General features: G+C 69.3%; 18 protein-coding genes and 1 pseudogene. 5 read left to right on the top strand and 14 right to left on the bottom strand.

Going from position 1 to position 17,404, the window contains the following annotated elements; genetic code table 11:
• Positions 1-19: 19 nt before the first annotated feature.
• Entirely contained in the window at positions 20-793 is a 774-nt protein-coding gene (locus tag OG214_RS03210; protein ID WP_405983693.1) for a ribosome-inactivating family protein, read from the bottom strand.
• A gap of 993 nt (positions 794-1,786) precedes the next feature.
• On the opposite strand from OG214_RS03210, the gene OG214_RS03205 reads away from it, so the two are divergent.
• The gene (locus OG214_RS03205) at positions 1,787-2,185 is read left to right on the top strand and encodes a hypothetical protein (RefSeq protein ID WP_405983692.1); all 399 of its coding nucleotides are present in this window, start codon (positions 1,787-1,789) and stop codon (positions 2,183-2,185) included.
• Here the strand turns inward: OG214_RS03205 and OG214_RS03200 are convergent.
• Positions 2,101-2,313: pseudogene (locus OG214_RS03200) on the bottom strand (hypothetical protein); the annotation flags it as partial. The gene OG214_RS03205 and the pseudogene OG214_RS03200 sit on opposite strands and share 85 nt — an antisense overlap.
• 138 nt (positions 2,314-2,451) lie before the next feature.
• Here OG214_RS03200 and OG214_RS03195 point away from each other — a divergent pair.
• Positions 2,452-4,485: a serine/threonine-protein kinase gene (locus OG214_RS03195; protein WP_405983691.1), complete on the top strand. Its 2,034-nt coding sequence runs from the start codon at positions 2,452-2,454 to the stop codon at positions 4,483-4,485.
• Positions 4,486-4,675: 190 nt separating this feature from the next.
• Here the strand turns inward: OG214_RS03195 and OG214_RS03190 are convergent, their stop codons facing one another.
• The 3 genes from OG214_RS03190 to OG214_RS03180 form a co-directional block, all read right to left on the bottom strand.
• Positions 4,676-5,044, bottom strand: coding sequence for an Imm7 family immunity protein (locus OG214_RS03190; protein ID WP_405983690.1), 369 nt, complete (start codon positions 5,042-5,044; stop codon positions 4,676-4,678).
• 86 nt (positions 5,045-5,130) lie between these two features.
• Complete coding sequence (locus tag OG214_RS03185) at positions 5,131-5,562, bottom strand: DUF4240 domain-containing protein (protein WP_405983689.1); 432 nt, start codon at positions 5,560-5,562, stop codon at positions 5,131-5,133.
• 63 nt (positions 5,563-5,625) lie between these two features.
• Positions 5,626-5,910 carry a hypothetical protein gene (locus tag OG214_RS03180; RefSeq protein WP_405983688.1) on the bottom strand — a complete coding sequence of 95 codons (285 nt, stop codon included), beginning with the start codon at positions 5,908-5,910 and terminating at the stop codon, positions 5,626-5,628.
• A 367-nt stretch (positions 5,911-6,277) separates the two neighbouring features.
• Between OG214_RS03180 and OG214_RS03175 the strand changes: the two genes are divergently transcribed.
• The gene (locus OG214_RS03175; protein ID WP_405983687.1) at positions 6,278-7,414 is read left to right on the top strand and encodes a PQQ-dependent sugar dehydrogenase; all 1,137 of its coding nucleotides are present in this window, start codon (positions 6,278-6,280) and stop codon (positions 7,412-7,414) included.
• A gap of 290 nt (positions 7,415-7,704) precedes the next feature.
• Positions 7,705-8,013 (top strand): helix-turn-helix domain-containing protein, encoded by a 309-nt coding sequence (locus tag OG214_RS03170; RefSeq protein ID WP_363083598.1) that lies wholly within the window; start codon positions 7,705-7,707, stop codon positions 8,011-8,013.
• Positions 8,014-8,160: 147 nt separating this feature from the next.
• Here the strand turns inward: OG214_RS03170 and OG214_RS03165 are convergent, their stop codons facing one another.
• Positions 8,161-8,916 (bottom strand): SDR family NAD(P)-dependent oxidoreductase, encoded by a 756-nt coding sequence (locus OG214_RS03165; protein WP_405983686.1) that lies wholly within the window; start codon positions 8,914-8,916, stop codon positions 8,161-8,163.
• Between the two features lie 49 nt (positions 8,917-8,965).
• A complete protein-coding gene (locus tag OG214_RS03160) occupies positions 8,966-9,265 on the bottom strand; it encodes a hypothetical protein (RefSeq protein ID WP_405983685.1) in 300 nt (99 codons plus the stop codon).
• Between OG214_RS03160 and OG214_RS03155 the strand changes: the two genes are divergently transcribed.
• Positions 9,264-9,533, top strand: coding sequence for a hypothetical protein (locus OG214_RS03155; RefSeq protein WP_405983684.1), 270 nt, complete (start codon positions 9,264-9,266; stop codon positions 9,531-9,533). The two genes, OG214_RS03160 and OG214_RS03155, sit on opposite strands and share 2 nt — an antisense overlap.
• A 120-nt stretch (positions 9,534-9,653) precedes the next feature.
• On the opposite strand, the gene OG214_RS03150 is transcribed toward OG214_RS03155, so the two are convergent.
• From OG214_RS03150 to pelF, 7 genes are all read right to left on the bottom strand, one after another.
• On the bottom strand, positions 9,654-10,418 hold the full coding sequence (locus OG214_RS03150; RefSeq protein WP_405983683.1) for an endo alpha-1,4 polygalactosaminidase: 765 nt from the start codon (positions 10,416-10,418) through the stop codon (positions 9,654-9,656).
• Positions 10,419-10,592: 174 nt separating this feature from the next.
• The gene (locus tag OG214_RS03145) at positions 10,593-11,255 is read right to left on the bottom strand and encodes a spherulation-specific family 4 protein (protein WP_363083593.1); all 663 of its coding nucleotides are present in this window, start codon (positions 11,253-11,255) and stop codon (positions 10,593-10,595) included.
• On the bottom strand, positions 11,252-12,178 hold the full coding sequence (locus tag OG214_RS03140) for an NAD-dependent epimerase/dehydratase family protein (protein WP_405983682.1): 927 nt from the start codon (positions 12,176-12,178) through the stop codon (positions 11,252-11,254). The genes OG214_RS03145 and OG214_RS03140 overlap by 4 nt, the downstream gene beginning before the upstream one ends.
• 7 nt (positions 12,179-12,185) lie before the next feature.
• Positions 12,186-12,899, bottom strand: a complete 714-nt coding sequence (locus tag OG214_RS03135; RefSeq protein ID WP_363083591.1) for a nucleotidyltransferase family protein — start codon at positions 12,897-12,899, stop codon at positions 12,186-12,188.
• Positions 12,900-13,127: 228 nt separating this feature from the next.
• Positions 13,128-14,129: a GDP-mannose 4,6-dehydratase gene (locus tag OG214_RS03130; protein ID WP_382865896.1), complete on the bottom strand. Its 1,002-nt coding sequence runs from the start codon at positions 14,127-14,129 to the stop codon at positions 13,128-13,130.
• 248 nt (positions 14,130-14,377) lie between these two features.
• Entirely contained in the window at positions 14,378-15,772 is a 1,395-nt protein-coding gene (locus tag OG214_RS03125; protein ID WP_405983681.1) for a hypothetical protein, read from the bottom strand.
• On the bottom strand, positions 15,769-17,391 hold the full coding sequence (gene pelF, locus OG214_RS03120) for a GT4 family glycosyltransferase PelF (RefSeq protein ID WP_405983680.1): 1,623 nt from the start codon (positions 17,389-17,391) through the stop codon (positions 15,769-15,771). The genes OG214_RS03125 and pelF overlap by 4 nt, the downstream gene beginning before the upstream one ends.
• Positions 17,392-17,404 lie beyond the last annotated feature (13 nt).

The following is a 17,404-nucleotide window of genomic DNA, read 5'->3' as shown; positions in this document are numbered from 1 at the left end:
CCTCCATCGGATTGCGGCACTAGGGCCTCGGCTCGCCGTGCCGGGCGCCGTCCATCAGGATCAGCTCGGCCTCGGCCTGGGACACGGGACTTCCCTGATAGGTCAGGGAATCGGTTCCTCCGCGCGCTTTCTTCGACAGCTTGGCCCAGTTCTTTATTGCCTCTTCGAAAGGCTGGGTCTCTTTTCTGGTGACTCCTGGAAGGTCCATCGGGAGGGCGGTCGACTGACTCCATCCACTTGACCACAACCCCAGGAAATTCCGGTAGAACCCATCGAACCGGGCCATCTCGGCCGTCATCCTGGCAAGCGTATGGAATGCCTTTTCCGCCTTTCCCAGATCCTTCTCGTCCGGGGTCCTGCCGGAATGCTCCTCCGCCTTCACCACCTTGAACAGATAAGTATGGAGGACTTTCAGCTGAGCCGTCAGCTCCCTCTGCCCCAGCTGGACTTTCGAGACCTCCGTGCCGTAACTGAGCGAAATGGTGCCATTTCCGCTCCGGGTTGTCTCCTGGGGGACCACGCCCCCTTCGGCGGCAAAGTACCTGCTTTTGCCATTGTAATCGATCGCCCACCCTTGAAGGTAAAGATCCTCCTTCTGGAAGTAGAGCATGACCACGAGGTTTCCCTCGTCCTCAGGCAGCTGGAAATCGACCCGGAAGAGGCGCTCATCGAATTTCTGCGTTGCTTTGTACTGACCGAATCTTTTACGCAGGAATAAAATCATGCAGTTGAAGCGAGCCCTGACGGGCACTTCCATGTCGCATTTATGTATGTCCTCGTCGCCGACGGTCATAGCGCCCTCCCCCTCCCGCCCCACCGGTCCGCCACAGGCTCGCGGCCTCCCGGCGGGCAGCGCAAGCCCGCCGCTGAGGTGGACGGGAGTTTTCAGACATGCACGGAGCGTGAGGCTTGCGCCAAGGGTTTTAGCGGGGTCCGATTCCCCGGACGGAAGCGAAAAGGCCGCGAGGCCGGCGCCGTGGGAGGGAGGCGAACCATCGATTCCGATTGCCCGGTGCCCGCGCGGGCCAAGGGCTCCGTACCCATATCCGCCCTTGCTTCTCCTCCCCGCGGCCAGGCCGTCCGGCTCCGCCTTGCCGCGGGGTTTCCTCTCGCGGAGTGGCTCCGATGGGCCGGCGCCTACGACATGCCCCGCCCAGCGGTGGCAAGGCCCCAGGCCGCGCTCGTGCCGCACGGGAAACGTTTCGAAATCCCGGGAAGTGGCCGAACGCCGGTCCTTGCCCGCGCTTCTTGAATCTTGTTCAGCCGGATTGGAGTGAGTGGACTCGCTCAGCAGGCGGCGAGCCGCATGGCTCGCGTCAGGTCCCGGCGGTACGACCATTCCTCTTTGGGTGACGTTCGGAGAACACCTCGAAAGAATTCGATCGCACCCCTACGCAACTCGCTCAGAAATTCCGCCTTTGCCGCCACGGCGGAGCGCGGTACGTCTACCCCGCCCACCCCGATCAATATGCGACCGCCGGACATGGATCTCATGCGGACGGTATACGGGCGCTCGGGATAACTCAGCAGGGCTTCGTCGTTCCGCTCCAAGTCGACGCGTGATCGAACGCGTATAGCCACAATGATCCCTGATTTTGAGTTACTGATCAGAAATTTCTTAACGTTACACCAAATAACGCACTCCTCGGGGGGCGAAGAGTCAGCTGGTGCTCTGAGCGGGAGGGTTCGCCGGGTTGCGGGGAGGGCGGACGACATGCGACGACTTCCGACGACGGAGATCCGCCCCATAGGATCTTGAGCCCAGGCATGGAGGCGGAGGGCGACGATGGAACAGCCGCGGATACGCCTCGGCAGCGATGATGCGTGGCTGGAACTGGCTCGGACCGGTGGGAGCAGTTGGCAGATCACCGCAGACTGGAGCTCCTGCCTGACGGCTGACTTCACCGCGGATCTCAGCGCTGCGGAGGCTGCGGACTTCGCAGCGAGGATGCTCTCTCACCTGCGCACTCCGTCGGGTGTCCGCTTTTCGACGGCGGTGACTTCGGGCCGGGACAATCCGCTGACGCTGAACGCGGAGCCAGTCGGGGACAGTTTTGCCTTCTTCGTGCGCCTGACCCCTAACGGCGACGACACCGTCTGTCACTTGCAGATGGAGATCGATCCGATCGCCACGTCGGAACTCCGTGAGGCGTTCAACGCGCTGCACACGGCGCTGGCGGTGTGACCGCCCGGAGCGTTTTGGTCAGGCCGCGGTCGTGCGTGGGCGTCCGGGGTGGAGTTGGCGATGGTGAACTGCCTCAGCGGTCCGAAGCGCGCCTCGATCGGGTTCGCCCACGAGGCGTAGGTCGGGGTCTTGAGACGGCCTGCTCCAGCAGGGCGAAGTGCGGATAGCATCCGCCGTCAGACTGGAGGAACTGGCCGGGCGTATCCCGAAATGTGCTTTGTCCAGCCCCTCCTCCCAACTCAACCACATGGAAGGGAACAACCCCTGTGAGCGTTATCGGCTCCGGCGGGCGGGTCCTGCCTGCCCGTCCAGGCGACCCGAAGAAGGTGGGCCCCTACCGGATCATCGGCCGTCTCGGCTCGGGTGGTATGGGAACCGTCCATGCCGCGCTGGACCCGCAGGGTGCGCGGGTCGCGGTGAAGGTGATCCACCCGGCGCAGGCCGAAGACCCTGAGTTCCGGGCCCGGTTTCGCCGCGAAGCCGCCTTATCCTCCCGTGTCACGGGCCCCTGTCTGATACCGCTGCTGGCGGCTGATCCGGAGGCAGCGGCCCCGTGGCTGGCTACCGCGTACGCACCGGGTCCGACCTTGAACCAGCACCTGACCGCTCACGGTCCCCTCACCGGCGGCGGCCTCTACGCCTTCGCGACCGGTACAGTCCAAGCATTGGCCGCGATCCACCAAGCCGGTGTGGTGCACCGGGACGTGAAGCCGCAGAACGTCATCCTCACCCCCGCCGGTCCCCGTGTTCTGGACTTCGGCATCGCTCACGCTGCCGACGGCACCTCCGTCACTCGCACCGGCGTGATGACCGGAACACCGGGTTGGATCAGCCCCGAGCACTACCGCACGGGCACCGCCGGACCAGCCGGAGACATGTTCGCCTGGGGCGCGCTCGTCGCGTACGCCGCCACCGGAAGGTTCCCGTTCGGCACCGGAGCCCCGGATGTGGTCGCGTACCGCGTCATGTCCGAAGCCCCCGACCTCGACCGTCTCCCTGAAACGCTGCGGGAGATCGTGGAGAAGGCTCTCGCCAAGGACCCCGACGAGCGGCCGACCGCCCAAGAGGCCGCCGAGAAGTGCGCCGGCCTGCTGGCCGCCCAGGCCACGCAAGTTCTCCCGGCGTTGGCCGGGATGGAGCCGACGCTGGTCGGCGACCTCATCGAGGCTGAGTGGGAGATGCCCACCTTGGACGATCCCATGTGGTACGTCCCTCGCCCGTCGTCCCGGAAGCGCACGGTCATCGCCGTCATCACCGCCGCGGCCGTCATCGGCGGCATCGCAGGGGGTACCCTCGCCTTCCCCTCGAAGGGCGGCAGCGCGGGCAGGACCACGACGGCCAGGCCCACACTGCCGGTCAGCGCCGACCCCCACCCGGTCAGCGCCGACCCCCACCCCACCTCGGTCGCGCAGACCACCGGCACTCCAACGGCCCGGTCGGTCCAAGACGCGCTCGCCTCGGTGCCCAACCCGGCCTACACCCGCTCCGACGACGAGACCCAGCCGGAGCCTGGTGAGTGGGCGACGAGCACCCGCGCTGAGACCTCGGAGGAGAAGGCCGCAACGCAGGAGATCCGGGACCTCGCCAAAGCGATGCTCGCTACCAAAGGCTGGGAGAAGGCGATTCCTGAGGTCAGCTTCAACCGCGAGGCGCAAACCGTGGTGGTCACCGCCGGTCCCATTCCGCAGATACCTGAAGATCACCAGGACATGTTCCGTCGCGTGGGAGAGATGGCCGCCTGCACGGTCAACTCCCGCCGCCTGAGAGATCAGCCTGCTGTGTGGCCGTACGGGCGGTTCTCTGTGTACTGGCTGTACGGAGAGCAGGGAGGCGACGAGTCGGTCCTCGGATTCGGGGACGCCGCCGACGGCTGCACCCGCGAGATCGCCGGAAGATGGCGGGGTGACCATTTCGGCCTGGCAACCGCCGGAATCCCGAGCAGCGACAAGGAGGAAATCCGCGTCGCAGACGCCACCGTGAAGTCCCTGTATGGCGCGTGGGATGCCAGGGCCGCCGACGCAGGGTTGGAACCTCTCGGTACAGGCACCGTCCAGCTCGGGTTCGACCCGGTGGAACAGGCGATGTACGTGTGGGCGCACGAGGACGGCTACGGGCCGCTCGGAGGCCGCGCACAGCAGTCCCACCTGACCGATGTGGTGGAGAAGACCGGCTGCGAGAAGCTGCTTGCCGAGGCGAATACGAACAGCGGGTGGCGGTATACCCGCTACGTCGTCGCCATGTACTGGGGGAACAACGGCGAGACGCAGATCATCGACTCGGGAAGCTGCCTCAAGGACTGAGCCCCCGCACCTTGCTTGCGAAGGACTCGTACCAGGAAACGCACCTGCTTTGGCCTTGCCGTCTACTGCTGCGTCAGAACCGAGTTGCTGACCCTTGCCGGATGCCGCCCGCATCGAATGGATCAACAACGGGTGTGCCGCCCACCCGTCCAACGAGACCGCGGCGGTGGGCCTTTGCCGAGATGCCACGTCAAAGAGGTGGAGGCGCCCAGAGCGGTCCGGCCTGTACGCAAGAGCGGCGGGCCAGCCTCAGGACACGGCCCTCGTTGTCATGGGCGGGATCTTCGTCGTCGCGCAGGTGGAGGAGGCCGTAGGAGCCCGGAGCGATCGTGCCGACATGGCTGAACAGGTCGAGGATCTCGGGTGAGGTGCGGTGGTTGGAGAAGCCTCCCATATGGAGGAAGGGCTCGCCGTTCATCCACCGGAGGTCGAGAAGGTAGGGGCCGGCGATCTGCTGGATGTGGTGCTGGAGACTCTCGACGATCTCCGCCAGCCGGCCGTCGTCCTCGTCGTCCGCGGCACTGTCACGGATGGTGATCCAGCCGTGGTACTCGTACATAGCGGGAGCCTATCGGCGCGTCACGGAGCGCGGCCAAGTGTGGGCCTTGGATGTCGTTTCTTCTGGTGTGATGGAGGCTGTCGGGGCTATGCATCGGCCCATCCCGCGGTGTTTGAGTAGGACTCGTAGGAGTAGCGGGTGTTGCGGTCCCACTCTTCACCCGTGATGCGTCTGTACGCCTCGTCCGGCACGTAGAGCAGGCTCTCTGCCCAGATGAGGTCTCGGACGTAGGGAGTGAACAGTTGCGGATCGCGGATCAGCGCTTCGTAGGCTTCACGGCCGGCGGCCACGACCGCTGCGCGGGTGTACAGGAAGCTGTCGCTCGACAGGTCGTGCCCGTACTCCTTGCGGTCCAGTCGGTAGAGCGCCGACGACAGCTCTTCGGCGAATCCGATGACCGTCGCCGGCGGGCCGGCTGAGAGACGGCTTGTCAGTGCCGCTGCCAGTTGTTCGGCATCCGGGTCGGGCGTTGACGAGGTGCAGTCGTCGATGAGCTGCCAGAAGGCGTTCTCGTTCATGCCGCAGAGCATGACGGATGGCTGTGACAGTGACCGGGCGGTGCCTGCCCGTCGCTCGTGGCGTCATCGTTTGTCGAACTCGTTGCCTGGTCCTGGAGTTCCGAGGCTCCAGGGTGTCGCTATCCTCCATGCGTACTGAAGAGTGGTGAGGAGTGCGGTCTCCGGGGTGGAGCACCGAAGTGGGGAGACCAGTCGCATCTCGGCAAGCTCGGGGAACTTCCAGTACCGCTCGTAGCGCTCGATCTGAACGGCGCCGTCCAACTGAGTCCCAAGTCGCCTGGCCACATGCTCGGCACCGCGGCGGTCGGTAGCGCGCACGTGACAGCGCCACCGGATCGTTTCGAACATGTGAGAGACCATAGGCGTGTCACGCGTGGGAAGCTGCTTCATTTCATGAGGCGGCGGTGGCGGATGAGGGCTGCCTCTGTGCCGGCGAAGGCGAGGAAGTTTTCGGCCTTGTGTTGGTAGCGGCGGTGGTGACGGCGGCAGCCCGCCAGCCAGGACACCGTCCTCTCGACCACGCACCGATGACGGCCGAGACGGGCAGGGTTGGAGCATTGGTCTACGCCAAGCCGCCCCTGTCCCTGTATCCTCATCCGTGGCCAGCGGCACACAATCCCCCCACCCAGGTTGCGTGCTGGCACGGGCTGACGCCCATGCAACTCTGCCCCAAGCAGCTGGGTTCCCCCCATTCGCCGCCTCTAGGAGGGTCACGGTGAAAGTTCGCACCAGAAGCTCGGCGATCATCGGCACCATCTGTCTCGTTGCTTCCCTCACCTTAGCCACGGCGTTCGCAGACGAGCCCGCCGCCCCACGTCAGGCGGCGGAGGTCACGCTTGAGCAAGTGGCCACAGCTCAGAATCCGATCGCCGGCGCGGCCGGGCCCGGTGACACGGTCTGGATAGCCGAACGCGCGGGCACCGTACGGGTCTTGGGCGACGATGGGCTCGGTCAGCCCGTCCTCGACATATCCGACGAGACCACCACCGACGGCGAACGCGGCCTGCTGGGTATCGCGTTCGACAACGAGTTCGCGCACTTCTACATCTCGTTCACGGATCTCGAAGGCACCAGCACCGTCGACGAGTTCGCCGTGCAGGACGGCAGTATCCAGCCGGACACCCGGCGCACCGTCATCACCCAGACGCAGCCGTACTCCAACCACAACGGCGGCGACATCAAGATCGGCCCCGACGGCTACCTCTACATCGCGCTCGGCGACGGCGGCTCGGGCGGCGATCCGCACGGCAACGGGCAGAACCTCGACACACTGCTCGGCAAGCTGCTGCGGATCGACCCGAGCGGCGGCGAGCCGTACGCGATTCCGCCGGACAACCCGTTCGTGAACGACCCGAACGCGAAGGACGAGATCTGGGCGTACGGGCTGCGCAACCCGTGGCGCTTCTCCTTCGACGCGGGCACGGGCGACCTGCTGATCGGCGATGTCGGCCAGACCGCCTGGGAGGAGATCGACTGGGCCCCGGCGGACAGCGACGGCGGCGAGAACTACGGCTGGTCCGGGATGGAGGGCAACCATCCCTTCCGGGGCGGCACGGAGCCCGCGAACCATGTGCCGCCGGTCCACGAGTACGACCGTAACGGGCTGGGCTGCTCGGTCACCGGCGGATACGTCTACCGCGGCGAGGCGATCCCGGACCTCAAGGGGCAGTACGTGTTCAGCGACTACTGCGACGGCACCGTCCGCACTCTGCAGATGGAGGACGGCGAGGTGACCGGAGAGAGCGACCTCGGAGTCAACGGCGGCGAGGTCATCTCGTTCGTGGAGGGCGGTGACGGCGAGCTGTACGTGCTCGCCATCGGCGGCAGCGTCTTCCGTATCGACCCGGCGTAACCACCACCACTGCTGGATGAAGGAACCATAGGTCAGGCCCGGTGCTGAGAGATCAGCACCGGGCCTGATCCGCGTCGCGGCCCGCGTCGGCCCGTGTCGGCCCGCGCCGGCCCCCGGTCGGTCCCTGTCGGCTCCCGGAGATCGAAGGTGACGCCGTAACCGCGCTTCGCCTGGCACCCTGACCTCGTCAGGGACCTCGTCCGGTAGGTGCGATTTGCGGACTCACCTTCCTGCGTTACCGTTGCAGGGTGAGTCGAAAAAACGAACCAACGAACCTGGGAGCGCCCCGGGTGTGCTCCATCGCTGACGCGCTTGATGTCGTGGGCGAGCGCTGGACGCTGCTCGTGCTGCGCGAGCTGGGCTTCGGCGTCCACCGGTTCAACGACATCCAGGCCAACACCGGCGCCCCGCGAGAGACGCTCGTGCTGCGTCTGCGCAAGCTCGAAGACGCCGGGCTCATCGAGCGCCGTCAGTACTCCGAGCGCCCGCCCCGCGACGAGTACCTGCTCACCGCCGCCGGCAAGGACCTCTCACCCGTCCTCCGCTCCCTGCGGCAGTGGGGCGAACGCCACGTGACCCCGGTGCTCCGCACTTCCTGAGCGGCCCGCCCGCCCGCTGCTCAGCCGGACGACCCGACTTCGGTCGTGGTCCGGGTCGCCACGACCGACTGCCGGGCCGGCGGGCTGTCGGGCTGCGGGCTGCCGGGCCGGCGTACTCAGGAACTGGACCCTGTCCGGTCGGTGTGCTCAGGAACCAGGGACGAAGGGGACATCCTCGGGTGCGGCCTTACGGGCCGCGAGGACCGCGGCGGCCTGGTCGCCGATCGGCAGTCGCAGCGGCGGCGCGTCGAGTTCCGCGGCGTCCGCGACGGCGCGGGCAACCTGCTCCGGGGTGATGGAGCCGCCGCGGTCCATGCTGTCGGTGGCCAGCGTGGTGTAGGGGTCGTCGGGCAGCCGGTGGATCAGCGGGGCGTCGAGCGCGCCCGAGCTCACCGTACCCGGCTCCAGCAGGGTGGTGTGGATCCCGAACGGGCTGGTCTCGATGGCCAGCGCCTCGGCCAGGGCCTCAAGTGCCCACTTGCTGGCCGAGTAGGCGGCGTTCCCCGAGAAGACGAGGCGGCCCACCACGCTGGAGACGAACAGCAGGCGTCCGCGGTGGCGCTCGCGCATCTGCGGCAGCAGCGCCTGCGCGACCCGGATCGCGCCGGCGGTGTTCTGCGAGAACAGCCGCTCGATCTCGGCCACCGGACTGGCCTCGACCGCGCCCAGGAAGATCACGCCCGCATTGGACACCAGCACGTCGACCTCGCCCGCGGCGGCGACCGCCTCGTCGACGGTTGCCTGGTCGGTGACGTCGAGGCGTAGCCGCTGCGCCACGTCGAGGTCTTTGAGCGTACGGGGATCGCGGGCGGTGGCGATGACGCGGTAGCCGCGGGCGGCGAACTCCGTGGCGGTGGCCCGGCCGATGCCCTTGGAGGCCCCGGTGATCAGGACGGAAGGCATGGACTGCTCCTGTCAGTACGAAAATCGAACTTACTTGACGTCTGACACGCTAATGGCAGTGAGTCCGAAAAGCGAATCCACTCGGACTGGCGTTGTCGTGGTCCGCTACGGGAGCGGATGGGGTGGTGAGGTCGGGGCCCGGCCGTCGGTGCTGGGTGAGGCGGGTGAGGAAGGACGCCAGCAGGGCGCCCATTCCCTCACGCCCCGGCAGCCGTCGGTTGACCAGCCGGTCGACCTTGTCCAGGGGAAGTGGCATCAGGGCCTTGGGGAACTCGACCCCGATCAGTGCGATCTCTCCGCCGCGATCGCCGGGGGGATTGTCGGTGGCGGGTGCGATGCTGCTTGTCATGGATGAACTGCTGCGGCGGCGACGGGTGTACGGAGCCGACCACGACGATCCGGATCCGGGGCCCCGGCCGGGACATGTCTACCGGGAGCTGGTCGCCGGGCCGCTGGACGGTCTGCTGCTGGATGTCACCGGCTGGAGCGAACGACGGCTCAAGGAGGGCGCCGCACTCGACACCGAGATCGGCTCGTACGGATCCGGCGGTCATGCCCTGTACGGACCCAGACCCACCGACCCCGACCGCTGGGACTGGCAGGGCGACACACCCTGACCGTGCCGCCGATCGTGCTGCCCGTACGGCCGGTCGTCACAGCTGTCGTCCCCTCGGCGTCCCTCTGCCATCCTCCTGCCATCCCTCTGCCGGCCCGCCGGCGCGGTCGGCGGGCCCGGGTCAGCAGGGCTGTCGCCAGGTGTCGAGGCTCAGGTTCTTGCGCATGGAGGAGAATCCCAGACGGCGGGTCTCCGTGCAGAAATCCTTGTTCGGCAGCTCGTATTCGACATGGAGGACGGCCTTTCCGGCCCGCACGAAGGGGGTGAGCCGCGCGCACTCGTCGTACTGGGCGCACTCCTCGTTCACGGCGAAGTCGAAGGTGCCCACGAGCGCGGGCACCTGCGGCAGATCGTTCTTCAGACCGACCGACATGCCTCGCTGGTGCGCGATCCGGGCGATCATACGGTTGTAGGCGAGCTGATGGGCGGCGCGGAGCGGGAATCCGGTGTCATTGAGATAGCCGTCGAGCAGATCGGGCTCGACGGCGTCGAAGCCCTTCGCCCGGCACATGTCGAAGCGCTTCTCCATCAGGGGGCCGAGGATGTCCAGCCGCCGGATGTCGAGCCAGCGCTCACCGTCCCAGCCGTTGGCCCGGCCGAGGACGGAGGCGGGGAAGGCGGCGCGGTCCGGACGGAAATCCTCCCAGGCACCGGCGTTGATGTAGCAGATGACCTTCCGCCCGTCCCGGTGGAGGCGCGCGACATCGGCGGCGGTGTTCTCGAACCCGTCGATGTCGTACACGGGCACATCGGGTCCGGGATCCACCCGCCCGTCGAGCTGCCATTGCCAGGGAGTGCCGGGCCGGGGCGACCAGCGCTCCGCCGGAGCCCGCCGCTCGCCGTCCGCCGAGCAGCCGGTCACGAGCAGGAGAAGCACAAGGAGCATGGAACCCACCAGGGCGTGTCGGGGAAGTCCCGTCCGACTCACGACGCCCGCCTCACAACGCCGCGCACTCGCGCACGCGCCGCGTTGTGCACGTCGTCCAAGTACATGTGGTTCATCGACCACACCGATCCTCCGCCTCTCGATGCTCCCCCCGCCGAGCGCGAGGAGGACGGGTCATGGTGCCTCCCCGAGCAGAGAGAACGGAGGAGCCGCCCACGGATTGGGCAGTTCCCCCGCGACCGGACAGGAGACGGCCGCGCCACGCTCCAGGGCGGTGCGTACGGCGAGACGGGTCAGGGCGGGCGGCACGCCGTACACGAGATGGCAGAACCGGTCCGGCGGATAGCGGGAGGTCCAGCGCGGACGGACGAAGGAGGACAGATAGGTCGTCCAGTGCCCCTCGAACGTGACGACCAGATCGGCGGTACGGGCATAGCCGCGCGCCGGATGGACCCCGGGGTTGAGGACGACCGTGGCCGCTCCCCGGCGCCGTGCGGCACGGACCAGCCGACGGCAGCGGCGCAGATCCGCGGCCCCGGCGGGCGCGCGGTCCAGGAAGCAGCCGTCGACGCCGTACCACTCACGGTGGCGGTCGAGATCGTCCCGTACGGCGGTGCCCGGCCGCTCCCCGTAGGCGAGATCGACATATCCGAGGACGCGTGTACCCGCCTCACGCAGAGCGCGCGCGGCGGTGACGAAGGACGGATCGGGTGCATCTCCGGGCCCGTCACCGGGATTGAGCACCACACCATGGATACGGCCGGCCGCCGAGGCCAGCAGACGCCAGGCGGCCGGATCCTCGGCGGGATGGATGTAGAGCGGTACGAGCAGGGTCATCGGACCCGGTCCCCGGCCGGGGCCGCCGCCGGCCCGCCGCGCGCGGAGGCCCACAGGGCGGTGAGGGAGTCCTCCAGCGTGTAACGGGGAACCCAGCCGAGCGACGCCGCGGCGGCGGTGATGTCCGAACACTGCCAGGGCACGTCCGAGGAGCGCGGCGAACCGTCCCGCGTCTCCTCGACCCGCCCGCGGAAGCCCGCCGCCCGTACCAGACCGTGCACCAGCTCACGGACCGGCAGGGCCCGTCCGCCGCCGATGTTCAGTACGGGAGGCAGCGGCCCAGGAGCGGTGGTGGCCAGGACGACCGCGCGGGCGATGTCCCGTACGTCCACGAAGTCGCGGTACGCCGAGAGATCGCCGAGACGGACAACGGCGCCGGGATCTCCGCCCGCCCGCCGGAACTGCTGGACGATACGGCCGGGCAGTCCGGCCGGTGGAGCCCCCGGCCCGACCGGGTTGCCCACGCGCAGGACGACGGAGTCCAGCCCGGAGGCGGTGACGGCGACGGTGCCCGCGAGCTTGGTGGCGCCGTAGGGTCCCGTCGGGCGGGTGGGGGACTCCTCGGTGACCAGCTCGCCGTGCGCGCTCGGACCGTACTCGGCGGCGGACCCGAGGTGAACCAGCCGGGCCCGGGGGGCCGCCTCACGCAGCGCCGCGCAGAGCACCGCCGGTCCCCGGGCGTTGACCTCGGCGAGTGTCACCGCGTCACCGCCGACGGCTCCCGCGCAGTTGACGACCGCGTCCGGGGCGAACGAGGCGATCCTCTCCGCCAGTTGCCCGGGGCTGATGCCGGCGAGGTCGAGTGCGGGCCCCGGGACGATGGCCCGGCCGCCGCCGAACAGCCGCACGCCGGGCAGGGCGCGAAGCTGTTCGGCGGCGTGTCCGCCCAGGTATCCGGTGAGGCCCAGGACGAGGATGCGCATGGAGTGCTCAGGCTCCCTTGAGCAGGAGGGACCGGTAGGTGGTGAACTCGGCGTTGGCACGGTCGTAGTCGTCGGGGCGGCCGATGTCGAGCCAGTATCCGTCGAACTCGTAGGCGTGCGGTGGATTGCTCGATCTCAGCAGGTCGAGGACGAGTTCGTCGAATCCGAGCGGCAGCCCGGGTGTGTAGGCGTCGAGGGTCTCCCGGCTGAGTCCGTACGCGCCCATCGAGACCCGGTAGTCCACGCTGGGCTTCTCGGTGAAGCCGACGACCCGCCCGGCGTCCGTGGTCAGGACGCCGAAGTCGATGTGCACCTTGCGCGCGTAGGTGGTGATCGTCAGGGGCGCGCCGGAACTCCGGTGGCGCAGCAGGACATCGCGGTAGTCGAGGTCGGTGAGGATGTCACCGTTCATCACCAGGAAGGTCTCGGGCAGCCGGTCCCGCATCATCAGGAGCGGGCCCATGGTGCCCAGCGGGCTCTCCTCGCTGGAGTAGTCCACATGGAGTCCCCAGCGGGAGCCGTTGCCGACGTAGGCGCGGATGATCTGTCCCAGATGACCGATGGCGAGGGTGCAACTGGTGAATCCGGCGGCGGCGAGCTGGCGGAGGACGATCTCCAGAATCGCGTGCTGGTCGCCGATCGGCACCAGGGGTTTGGGCAGTGCCGTGGTGTAAGGGCGTAACCGGACGCCCTTGCCTCCGGCGAGGATCACTACGTGCATGGGATGTCTCCCTTGTCTGGGGGGCGGCCGGCGGCGGCCACCGGTGAGGGTCGTCCGGAGTGGTGTGCGAAACGGACGTGTGAAGCGGGCGTACGGGACGGGTCCGGGAAGCGGGCGTGTGAAACCTGCGTACGAGACAGGTGTACGAGACGGGTGTACGGAGTGCCGGGCGGAGCCGTGTACGGGACAGAGGCACGGGCAGGGGCAGCGGCACGGGCACGGGCAGGGTCAGACGTTGTAGATTCCGGCCTTGTAGCGGGCGAGGCTCGCGGGATCTCTGAAGAAGTCGGCGGTACGGGCCAGTCCGCTCTCCAGGTCGTGCTCCGGCGCCCAGCCGGTCGCGGCACGCAGCCGGCCGGCGTCCGCGACCAGGCGCATGACCTCGGAGTCGGCGGGGCGGATACGCCGCTCGTCCTCCCGTACGGCCAGTTCGGCGTCCATGACCTTGCCGATCAGCCTGACCAGATCACCGATCGAGATCTCGTCCCCCGTCCCCGCGTTGAAGGTCCTGCCCACGACGGCGGCGGCCGGGGCGGTCCCCACCGCCAGAAAGGCACGGACGGTGTCGGACACGAAGGTGAAGTCGCGGGTGGGGCGCAGATCCCCGAGGGTGACGATCCGTGAACCGGCGGCGACCTGACCGATGACGGTGGGGATCACGGCCCGCATGGACTGGCGGGGACCGTATGTGTTGAACGGGCGCAGCACGACCACCGGAGTGCCGAAACTCGCGTGGTAGCTGTCGGCGAGCCGGTCACCGCCCGCCTTGGAGGCCGCGTACGGGGACTGGGTGTGGATGGGATGGTCCTCCGTGATGGGCACGGTGCGCGCGGTGCCGTACGTCTCGCTGGTGGAGGTGTGCACCAGCCGGGGCGTGCCCAGGGCGCGGACCGTCTCCAGCACATTGAGCGTGCCGGTCACATTGGTGTCCACGTAACTGTGCGGTGCCTGGTACGAGTAGGGGATCGCGATGAGCGCGGCCAGGTGGTAGACGGTCTCGGCGCCCTCGGCCAGTGCCCGTACGGAGCCCGGGTCACGGACGTCTCCGAGCACGATCTCCACCTGGTCGAGGACATCGGGCGGAAGGCCGTCCAGCCAGCCGTAGGAGGAGAACGAGTTGTACTGCACCATGGCCCGGACCCGGTGTCCGGACGCCACGAGCGCCTCGGTCAGATGTGAGCCGATGAAACCCTCGGCTCCGGTGACGGCTACGAGCGGTACGGAAGTCAACGGGTGTCTCCTCGCGTTGTCTGCGGTCGTGGTCGTGGTCGTGGACGGTGGGGGAGGGCGGTGGAGTCCCGGCCGCGGGTGTTTCTCCGGCGGGTGCGGGTGCGGGTGCGGTGGCCGGTGGTCGGTGGTCGGTGGCCGGTTCCTCCTGCGTGGCGTGCGTGGTGTGCGTGGTGTGCGTGGCGGGCATGGCGGGCGTGGCGGGCGTGGCGGCGGTGGGCATGTCGGCCCGGCGGGCACGGCCGGTCGGATCAGGCGTGCGCCGTCGGTCTGCCCAGCAGCCGCAGCGCGCAGCCGACGAGCAGGAGCGCCGCGGCGCCGCAGGACAGCGAGAGCGTCAGGGGCCCCGGCGGACCGTGCAGGAGATCCGCGGCGGTGAGACCCGCCGCCACCGCGCAGCAGATCGCCGCGGGCGGCCGGCCGATACCGAACGCCTGGAGCAGCAGGGCCGTCCACAGCGTCGCTCCCAGCGCGACCAGCGGTACGGGATCCGCCCCGGTCAGCAGCGCCCCGGGTATCAGCGGCAGCACATAGGCCGTCAGACAGACCGCCAGGACGGCCGCGGAGCGCAGCCGGAACCCCCGCGGTGTCACGGTGGCACGCAGGGCCGCCACCGAGAGTCCCCGGTAGCGGTACAGCAGCCACTCGGCGGGGCCCATGCTCACGGTCAGGACGACCACCGCGAGGGGGTGGCCGCGCCCCACGGACAGCACCAGTACCCCGGCCGCCAGACCGAACAGACCGTACGGCAGGGAGGCCGCCGGGGAGGGCCGTCGTACGCCGGGCACGGGAGGTGCCTTGAGCGTTCCCCGTACGGCACGGGCCGCCGCCCCGGTGGCCAGTACCAGGGTGAGCAGGGGAAGTACGGTGCGCGGCAGGGGACCGGGTTCCCACCAGGGCAGCGCCGCCGCCCCCGCGGCGACCGGCGCGAGCGCGGCCAGCAGGACGCGCTCCCTGCCGAGCACCAGCAGGACACCGGCCGCCGCGAGATAGCACGACTGGGCCGCGGCGAAGAGCGCCGCGGGACCGGGCCCGGCGATGGCGGCCCCCACCGCCGACGCCAGCAGCGCTCCCGCCGGGGCACCGGTGAGGAGCACCCGGCCGGCCTCGTGGGGGCCGACGGCGAGCCGCAGATGGGTCCGGTGCCCGAGGGCCTGGCCCCATGCCCAGGAGACCAGCGCGGCGGCGATCAGCCCCTGGGCCGCGTGCCCGCCGTGCCCCAGCGGAGGCACCAGCAGATAGGCCAGGGCCGGCAGGGCGAACAGCGCTCCGCGCAGCGCGCACCGGACATGGTCGGGCGCCCAGGGATCGGGCGGGAGAGGCGGCTCGGGGAAGCTGCGGGGCACCTTGCGGAACAGGTCCTCGGCGAGCGAGAACAGATCCGGATGCCCGTACTGATGCTGTATCCGCTCGCCGGTCAGCCCCTCTGACTCAAGCAGCGCGGCCACCTCGTAGGCGTGCACGGCGGGCCCTATCCGGTCGGCCAGTTCCGCCGCCAGCCGGTCCACCGGATCGTCGGTGCGCGAGCGCCGCCCGACATGGCCGGTACGGGGCAGGCGCAGCGCCGGCGTCGTGTCCTGCGCCAGTCTCAGGGAGAGTGTGTCGTCCTGCCCGCCGTCGGGCTCCAGGGATATCGGGCCGCTCATCCCGCCCTTCCTCCGAGCTCGGCGACGGCCGGCTGCCCGGTCGGCGCGGGAGCGGTACGGTCCGGCGCGTGGTCCGGCACTCTCCCCGCCGCCGGGTACGGGAGCGACGACACCGCGCGGGGGAACGCCCTGGGCAGGGCGGGATCCGTGGCCAGCGGCCCGGCCGGAGCGGAGGTGCCGCGCGCGGACAGTTCCAGATAGATGGCCCGGAAGGTGTCCACCGTCTGCCGCAGGGTGAACTGCTCGATCACCCGCAGCCGGGCCGCCTCGCCCATCGCGGCGCGGCGGGGCGCGTCGGCCAGCAGCTCCAGCGCCGCCGCCGCCATCGCGGCGGGCTCGCGCGGGGGGACCACCAGACCGGTCGGACCCACCGCCTCGCGCACCCCGCCGACATCGGTGGAGACGGTCGCCCGCCCGCACGACATCGCTTCGATCAGGGTGAAGGGGAACCCCTCGCTGATGCTGGAGAGCATCACCACATTGCCCGCCGCGTAGGCGTCCTTGATGTCGTCGACCCGTCCCTCGAAGGTGACCGCGTCACCGTGACCGAGGGACGCGGCGAGTTCCTCGCACCGCTCCCGGTACGCCTCGCCGCCGCGCGGGGTGCCCCCGAAGAGCCGCAGCCGCGCCTGCGGCAGCTCCGCGCGGACCCGCGCGAACGCCCGTATCAGGGTCTCCAGATCCTTGATCGGGTCGACACGGCCCGCCCAGCTCAGGGTCGGTAGCGGTGGTTCCGGTCCGGCGGGCGGGAACGCCGAGGGATCGACCCCGTTGTAGACCGTGCGGATCAGCCGGGGGTCGGCTCCGCCCTGTTCCTCCCAGAGCCGGTTGTAGCGGTTCCCGGGCGTGATCAGCGCGGCCCTGCGGTACGTCTCCTCCGCCAGCAGACGGAAGAAGCCCAGCAGGACCGCCTTGACGGGCCATCGGTAGGGGGCGGTGCGGTAGCCGAGATAGCGCTCCCGCAGATAGACACCGTGTTCCGTCAGAAGCAGCGGGACACCGTGGAGTTCGGCCCCGGCCAGGCCCGGCAGTGCGGCGACGCCGCCGCTGACCGCGTGGCTCACACCCCGCTCCGGCGGACGCGCGGCGAGAGGACGCAGCGCGTGCTCCAGGAGCCCGGTGGCGGTGACCGCGTCGTACAGGGTGGGGCGTGCTTCCCGTACGGGCAGCCCCGGCCGGTTCCACACGGCTGTCAGTATCCGTACCGCGCGGTCGTCACGAAGGACGGGGCTGAGCGCTCCGTCCCGCGCGGCGCGCGCCATCTCGTAGAAGGCGGGCGCGAAACCGCTCTCGGCGGCCGGGTCGAGCAGCGCCGTCAGGAACCGTTCGTAGGCGGCCGTCAGCCGGCGCAGCGCACGGCCGCGCGGCATGGCTCCGTCGGGGGCGGGCCCCCACATGGGGACCGTGTCGAGGCGGGTCACCTGCGCGGGCAGCTCCCACACGGCGCTCTCACGGCCGGTTCCGGTCACCGCGACGACATGGAAGTCCATGTCGGGCATACCGCTGACGAGTTGGTCGCACCAGACGCTCACGCCACCGTGACTGTGAGGGTAGGTGCCTTCGGTGAGCAGGGTGACACGTGCCGCGCCGGGACGCGGCGCGTGGTGACGCAGGGGCATGGAGGCGCTCCAC

Source organism: Streptomyces sp. NBC_00872, from assembly GCF_045161915.1.
Classification (GTDB): domain Bacteria; phylum Actinomycetota; class Actinomycetes; order Streptomycetales; family Streptomycetaceae; genus Streptomyces.
This window is presented reverse-complemented; position numbering and strand designations above follow the sequence as displayed.

Coding starts and splice junctions, on each gene's coding strand:
- OG214_RS03210 (WP_405983693.1), bottom strand. CDS start 793: ATGACCGTCGGCGACGAGGACATACATAAATGCGACATGGAAGTGCCC.
- OG214_RS03205 (WP_405983692.1), top strand. CDS start 1,787: ATGGAACAGCCGCGGATACGCCTCGGCAGCGATGATGCGTGGCTGGAA.
- OG214_RS03190 (WP_405983690.1), bottom strand. CDS start 5,044: ATGTACGAGTACCACGGCTGGATCACCATCCGTGACAGTGCCGCGGAC.
- OG214_RS03185 (WP_405983689.1), bottom strand. CDS start 5,562: ATGAACGAGAACGCCTTCTGGCAGCTCATCGACGACTGCACCTCGTCA.
- OG214_RS03180 (WP_405983688.1), bottom strand. CDS start 5,910: ATGTTCGAAACGATCCGGTGGCGCTGTCACGTGCGCGCTACCGACCGC.
- OG214_RS03165 (WP_405983686.1), bottom strand. CDS start 8,916: ATGCCTTCCGTCCTGATCACCGGGGCCTCCAAGGGCATCGGCCGGGCC.
- OG214_RS03155 (WP_405983684.1), top strand. CDS start 9,264: ATGGATGAACTGCTGCGGCGGCGACGGGTGTACGGAGCCGACCACGAC.
- OG214_RS03160 (WP_405983685.1), bottom strand. CDS start 9,265: ATGACAAGCAGCATCGCACCCGCCACCGACAATCCCCCCGGCGATCGC.
- OG214_RS03150 (WP_405983683.1), bottom strand. CDS start 10,418: ATGCTCCTTGTGCTTCTCCTGCTCGTGACCGGCTGCTCGGCGGACGGC.
- OG214_RS03145 (WP_363083593.1), bottom strand. CDS start 11,255: ATGACCCTGCTCGTACCGCTCTACATCCATCCCGCCGAGGATCCGGCC.
- OG214_RS03140 (WP_405983682.1), bottom strand. CDS start 12,178: ATGCGCATCCTCGTCCTGGGCCTCACCGGATACCTGGGCGGACACGCC.
- OG214_RS03135 (WP_363083591.1), bottom strand. CDS start 12,899: ATGCACGTAGTGATCCTCGCCGGAGGCAAGGGCGTCCGGTTACGCCCT.
- OG214_RS03125 (WP_405983681.1), bottom strand. CDS start 15,772: ATGAGCGGCCCGATATCCCTGGAGCCCGACGGCGGGCAGGACGACACA.
- pelF (WP_405983680.1), bottom strand. CDS start 17,391: ATGCCCCTGCGTCACCACGCGCCGCGTCCCGGCGCGGCACGTGTCACC.